The sequence below is a fragment of the Streptomyces sp. S6 genome (genome assembly GCF_054880855.1).
The window spans coordinates 1-5,362 of the sequence record NZ_JBTYMC010000393.1; the positions used below are offsets into that span (position 1 = coordinate 1).

The following is a 5,362-nucleotide window of genomic DNA, read 5'->3' on the forward strand; positions in this document are numbered from 1 at the left end:
CGGACGGCCTCGCCGGGCGCCTCGGCGGCCAGGTCGGCGGGGCGCGGCCAGCGGGCCAGCCACTGCTCGTAGATCGGCAGGACACGGTTGACGGGCGTCTGCTGGAGCATGAACTCGCTGACCATCACGCCCCACGCGCCCGCCTCGGGGCGCCGCCAGGGCAGGTCGCGGGCGTGTTCCTCGAACCAGTCGATGACCGGGGCGTGCAGGTGCGTGCCGACGCTCTCGGCGGGCTCTTCCTCGCGCGCGCGTGCTCTGCGGGACAGGCCGGGGGCGGCGTCGGCGGGGGTGCTGTGCGGGGGCTTCGTGGGAGCAGTCATGGCCCTTCGATCCTGCCATGGGAAGGGGCGCACGCGTGCGTGCCGTCACCCGTGAGGGGGGCGCCGCGAGCGGCTCCCGGGGCGTCGGTTTCCGTCCCATGGCCAAAGGTGCAAGGGGTGCGATTGTGAACGAGTGGGGCGGTAGGGGCCGTTCCGGAGGGCGTGACCGGGATGATGATCCGGAAAAGTTGTGGTTCAGGCGGCGGGTGGGGACGGCGAACGCCTCGATCTCTCGTACAGTTTGGGCCGTGGGATCTCTGCGCAATCCGGTCGGGCCGCTTCCCTCCACCATCTACTGGCGACGGAGGGCCGTACTGCTGTCCGTGCTGGCCCTGTTGACGCTTCTGATCGCCTGGATCGTCCTCTCCGGGGACGACGGCGGGAAGACCGGCGCGGGGGGCTCCAACGGCAAGAATCCCGCGTCGTCGATCACCCCCGGGCCGTCCTCCTCGGGCCCCGCGATCAGCCAACACCCGGGCGGACGCGACGAGTCGACGCCCGGTGACTCCAACGGGGCCGATTCCGGCGGGGGTTCGGGCGACGGCGGCTCCGGCACGGACGCGGGCGCGGGTGACGCGGGCGGCGACACCTCAGGGGGCGGCGCCTCGGGCGGCGACGACGGCTCCAACGGCAGCGGCAGCGCCGGAACCGCCCTCCCGGCGAGCAGCGGGCTCCCCAACTGCACGGCCAGCGTGGTCACCTGGACGCTCAGCAGCGTCAGCAACACCTACTCGCCCGACCGGACGCCGACGTTCCGGCTCACCGCGCGCAACAGCTCCGGCAGCGACTGCAAGGTCGACCTCGCGCCGAAGAACACGGTGCTGACGATCACTCAGACCGGCAGCGACCACGCCTACTGGGCCTCCGACGACTGCCCCAAGGCCACCGGCAGCGCCCTCTACCGCGTCCCCGCCGACAGCACCTTCACCTACACCGTCAAATGGGACCGCAAGCCGAGCGCCCCCCAGTGCGCCACCCCGCCCGCCGGCACCGCCACCGCCGGCACCTACCTCGTCGAGGCGAAGGCCCCAGGATTCGCGAAGGCACAGACGTCCTTCGTCCTGGCAGCCGACTGACGCCCCGTCGCCACCGCGCGCCGGACTATGCCGTACGACCATGCAGGCGCCGTTTCCGGGGCGCGCACCCCTGTCTGAGCCGCTTCCCGGGACGCCGGAGCAAATCCCTACCCGGCGCCTGCGCGAGAGGCTCCACGAGCCCCTCTGAGGCTCCCCGGGACGCTGACCGGGCACGGCCTGTGCGGCAGGCTTCACGGAGCCTCTGAGAATCCCCGGAGGGACGCAGCGGGGCGCCCGCGCGCGAGGCTTCACAGGTCCGCCCGAGGTTCCGGGGAGAACGCAGCCCCCGAGGGCGGGCGCCGGTGCGGGTGATTTCACCGGCCCCTGAGACCCCGGGAGGCTCCCTGGGAGGACGCCGGCCGGGCACCCGCGCGGGAGGGCTTCACGGGACCGTCCGAGGCCCCGGGGAGAACGCGGCCCGGGCGCCTGTGAGAGAGGCATTGCTGAGCCCTCTGCGGCTTCCGGGAGGGGGTCGGCCGGGCCGGAAGCTTCGCGGAGGCCCTCCGAGGTTCCGGGGAGAACGCAGCCCCCGAGGGCGGGCGCCGGTGCGGGTGATTTCACCGGCCCCTGAGACCCCGGGAGGCTCCCTGGGAGGGCGCCGGCCGGGCACCCGCGCGGGAGGGCTTCACGGGACCGTCCGAGGCCCCGGGGAGAACGCGGCCCGGGCGCCTGTGAGAGAGGCATTGCTGAGCCCTCTGCGGCTTCCGGGAGGGGGTCGGCCGGGCCGGAAGCTTCGCGGAGGCCCTCCGAGGTCTCGGAGAGGACGCGGAACCGGGCGCCTGCGTGGGCGATTTCACCGGGCCCTGAGGACCCCGGGGGGAAACGTCGGCCGGTGTCTCCCCCAGAGGCACTCCAGGCCCTTCCCGGCGCCCGCGCGTCAGACGTAGCGCTCCAGGATCGACGACTCCGCCAGCCGGGACAGCCCCTCGCGGACGCTCCGCGCGCGGGCCTCGCCCACGCCGTCGACGGCCTGGAGGTCGTCCACGCTCGCGGCCAGCAGCTTCTGGAGGCCGCCGAAGTGCTCCACCAGCCGGTCGATGATCGCGCCGGGCAGCCGGGGCACCTTCGCCAGGAGCCGGAAACCGCGCGGGGACACCGCCGAGTCGAGGGCCTCGGGAGAGGCCGTGTAGCCCAGCGCGCGGGCGACAGTGGACATTTCGAGGAGCTCCGCGTGGGTCAGCGCGTCCAGCTCGTGGAGCGCCTCGTCGACCGTACGGGAACGTTTCGCGGTGGGCTCAGGCACGTAGTCCCGCACGACCAGCTCGCGCTCCGGCTCCACGCCCGCGATCAGCTCGTCGAGCTGGAGGGCCAGCAGACGGCCGTCCGTGCCCAGTTCGACGACGTACTCGGCGATCTCCGTGGCGATCCGCCGGACCATCTCCAGGCGCTGCGCGACCGCCGAGACGTCCCGGACCGTCACCAGGTCCTCGATCTCCAGCGCCGACAGCGTCCCCGCGACCTCGTCGAGGCGGAGCTTGTAGCGCTCCAGCGTCGCCAGCGCCTGGTTCGCGCGCGACAGGATCGCCGCCGAGTCCTCCAGGACCCGCCGCTGCCCGTCGACGTACAGGGCGATCAGACGCATCGACTGGGAGACCGAGACGACCGGGAAACCGACCTGCTTGGAGACCCGGTCGGCGGTGCGGTGGCGCGTGCCGGTCTCCTCGGTGGGGATCGTCGGGTCCGGGACCAACTGCACGCCCGCGCGCAGGATCTTCGACAGGTCCGACGAGACGACGATGCCGCCGTCCAGCTTGCACAGCTCGCGCAGCCGGGTCGCGGAGAACTCCACGTCCAGGACGAACCCGCCGGTGCACATCGTCTCGACCGTCTTGTCGGAGCCGAGCACGATCAGACCGCCGGTGTTGCCGCGCAGGACGCGCTCCAGGCCGTCCCGCAGGGCGGTGCCCGGGGCGACGGCGCTCAGGGAGGCGCGCATCAGGCCATCGGCACCGGCACTCCCACCGGACTTTCCGGGAGTCGCCGCCCGGTCGTTGGCTGCCACTGCACTCCTCCGGTCACAGGTTCTGGGGTGCTCCCGCCTGCGCACACGGTTCGTACGGACGGGCGAGACCAGGGCAAAGTCTACCGGCGCTCCTCCTCGCCCTGGGGGGCCTGTCGACGACGCGAGCGCGGGAGCACGCTCAAGGCTTGTCCTATGTCGGCGACTTCCAGGACCTTCATCCCGGCCGGGATCTTCCCGGGGTCGCCCGGCACGAGCGCGTGCGTGAAGCCCAGGCGGTGCGCCTCGGCGAGCCGACGCTGCACGCCCGTCACCCGCCGGACCTCGCCCGCGAGACCCACCTCGCCGATCGCCACGAGGTTCTTCGGCAGCGGGGTGTCGCTCGCGGCCGACGCCAGCGCGAGCGCGATCGCCAGGTCCGCGGCGGGCTCCGAGAGGCGTACGCCGCCCACGGTCGCCGAGTAGATGTCCCGCTTGCCCAGCGCGCTGATGCGCCCGCGCTGCTCCAGGACGGCCAGCATCATCGACACCCGGGACGTCTCCAGGCCCGAGGTCGTCCGGCGCGGTGTGGGGATCTGCGTGTCCACGGTCAGCGCCTGCACCTCCGCGACCAGTGGGCGGCGGCCCTCCAGAGTGACCGTCAGGCACGTGCCCGGGACGGGTTCGGCACGGCGGGTCAGGAACAGGCCGCTGGGGTCCGCGAGGCCCGTGATGCCCTCGTCGTGCAGCTCGAAGCAGCCGACCTCGTCCGTCGCCCCGTAGCGGTTCTTGACGCCCCGCACCAGGCGCAGGCGCGCGTGCCGGTCGCCCTCGAAGTGCAGGACGACGTCCACCAGGTGCTCCAGCAGGCGCGGGCCCGCGATCGCGCCGTCCTTCGTGACGTGACCCACCAGGAGCGTCGACATGCCGCGCTCCTTCGAGGCGCGGATCAGGGCGCCGGCCACCTCGCGGACCTGCGCCATGCCGCCGGGGGCGCCGTCGATCTCCGGGGACGCGATCGTCTGCACCGAGTCCAGGATCAGCAGGGACGGCTTCACCGCGTCCAGGTGGCCGAGGACCGCCGAGAGGTCCGTCTCCGCCGCGAGGTACAGGTCGTCGGCCAGGGCGCCGATGCGGTCCGCGCGCAGGCGGACCTGGCTCGCGGACTCCTCGCCCGTCACGTACAGCGTGCGGTGCTCGTCGCTCGCCGACTTCGCCGCGACGTCCAGCAGGAGCGTCGACTTGCCGACGCCCGGCTCGCCGGCCAGGAGTACGACCGCGCCGGGGACCAGGCCGCCGCCGAGGACGCGGTCCAGCTCCGGGACGCCTGTCGTCCGCGCGGTCGCCTGTGTGCCGTCGACCTGGCTGATCGGGAGCGCCGACGACGTCACACGGCCGGGCGCCGTCGTGCGCACCGCGGGGGCGCCGTACTCCTCGATCGTCCCCCACGCCTGGCACTCCGGGCAGCGGCCGAGCCACTTGGCCGTCTGCCAGCCGCATTCCGTGCAGCGGTAGGAGGGACGGTCCTTGGTGGTCTTCGTGCGGGCTGCCATGGGGGAAACCGTAGCGGGCGGCACCGACACGGCGGCCGGCCTGTGGACAACCATGGGCGGGAACCGGTCGGGTCACCCCGGGAATCGGCCACGGGAGAGCACACGACGTCCCCTATTGAGGGATCGTTTCACCCGTATGGATTAAAAGGGCTCAAGGTTCGGGAGCGGGGCGTCGCGGGGCGCCTACGGTCGCACGGGTGATGAGCACGAGTCCGGAGACCTCGCCCCGTACGACCGGCGCGCACCGGCAGCGACGGGAGGCGCGGGACCGTGAGGCCGCGCACACGGTTGCACAGCGCCCGCCCGCGCGGTACGAGCCCTACCTCGACGGGCTGTTCACGTACTGCCTGGCCGTCCTGTGCGACCACGAGGCGGCCGTGGAGACCCTGGGCGACGCGCTGGCGTTCGCCGAGCGGCGCGGGCACCGGATGCCCGGCGAGGGCGGCGAGCTGCGGGCGTGGCTGTACGCGCTCG

General features: G+C 73.3%; 3 protein-coding genes and 2 pseudogenes. 2 read left to right on the forward strand and 3 right to left on the reverse strand.

All coding sequences use genetic code 11. The annotated features are described in order from the left end of the window. Positions 1-320, reverse strand: a pseudogene (locus tag ACVNF4_RS32025) (A/G-specific adenine glycosylase); the annotation flags it as partial. Between the two features lie 248 nt (positions 321-568). Here ACVNF4_RS32025 and ACVNF4_RS32030 point away from each other — a divergent pair. Continuing rightward, positions 569-1,396: a hypothetical protein gene (locus ACVNF4_RS32030; protein ID WP_461806383.1), complete on the forward strand. Its 828-nt coding sequence runs from the start codon at positions 569-571 to the stop codon at positions 1,394-1,396. An 877-nt stretch (positions 1,397-2,273) separates the two neighbouring features. Here ACVNF4_RS32030 and disA read toward each other — a convergent pair. Both disA and radA read right to left on the reverse strand, forming a co-directional pair. After that, on the reverse strand, positions 2,274-3,398 hold the full coding sequence (gene disA, locus ACVNF4_RS32035) for a DNA integrity scanning diadenylate cyclase DisA (RefSeq protein ID WP_461806384.1): 1,125 nt from the start codon (positions 3,396-3,398) through the stop codon (positions 2,274-2,276). Positions 3,399-3,478: 80 nt separating this feature from the next. Beyond that, a complete protein-coding gene (gene radA / locus ACVNF4_RS32040) occupies positions 3,479-4,888 on the reverse strand; it encodes a DNA repair protein RadA (RefSeq protein WP_461806385.1) in 1,410 nt (469 codons plus the stop codon). Between the two features lie 200 nt (positions 4,889-5,088). On the opposite strand from radA, the pseudogene ACVNF4_RS32045 reads away from it, so the two are divergent. Then, a pseudogene (locus ACVNF4_RS32045) lies at positions 5,089-5,362 on the forward strand (hypothetical protein); the annotation flags it as partial.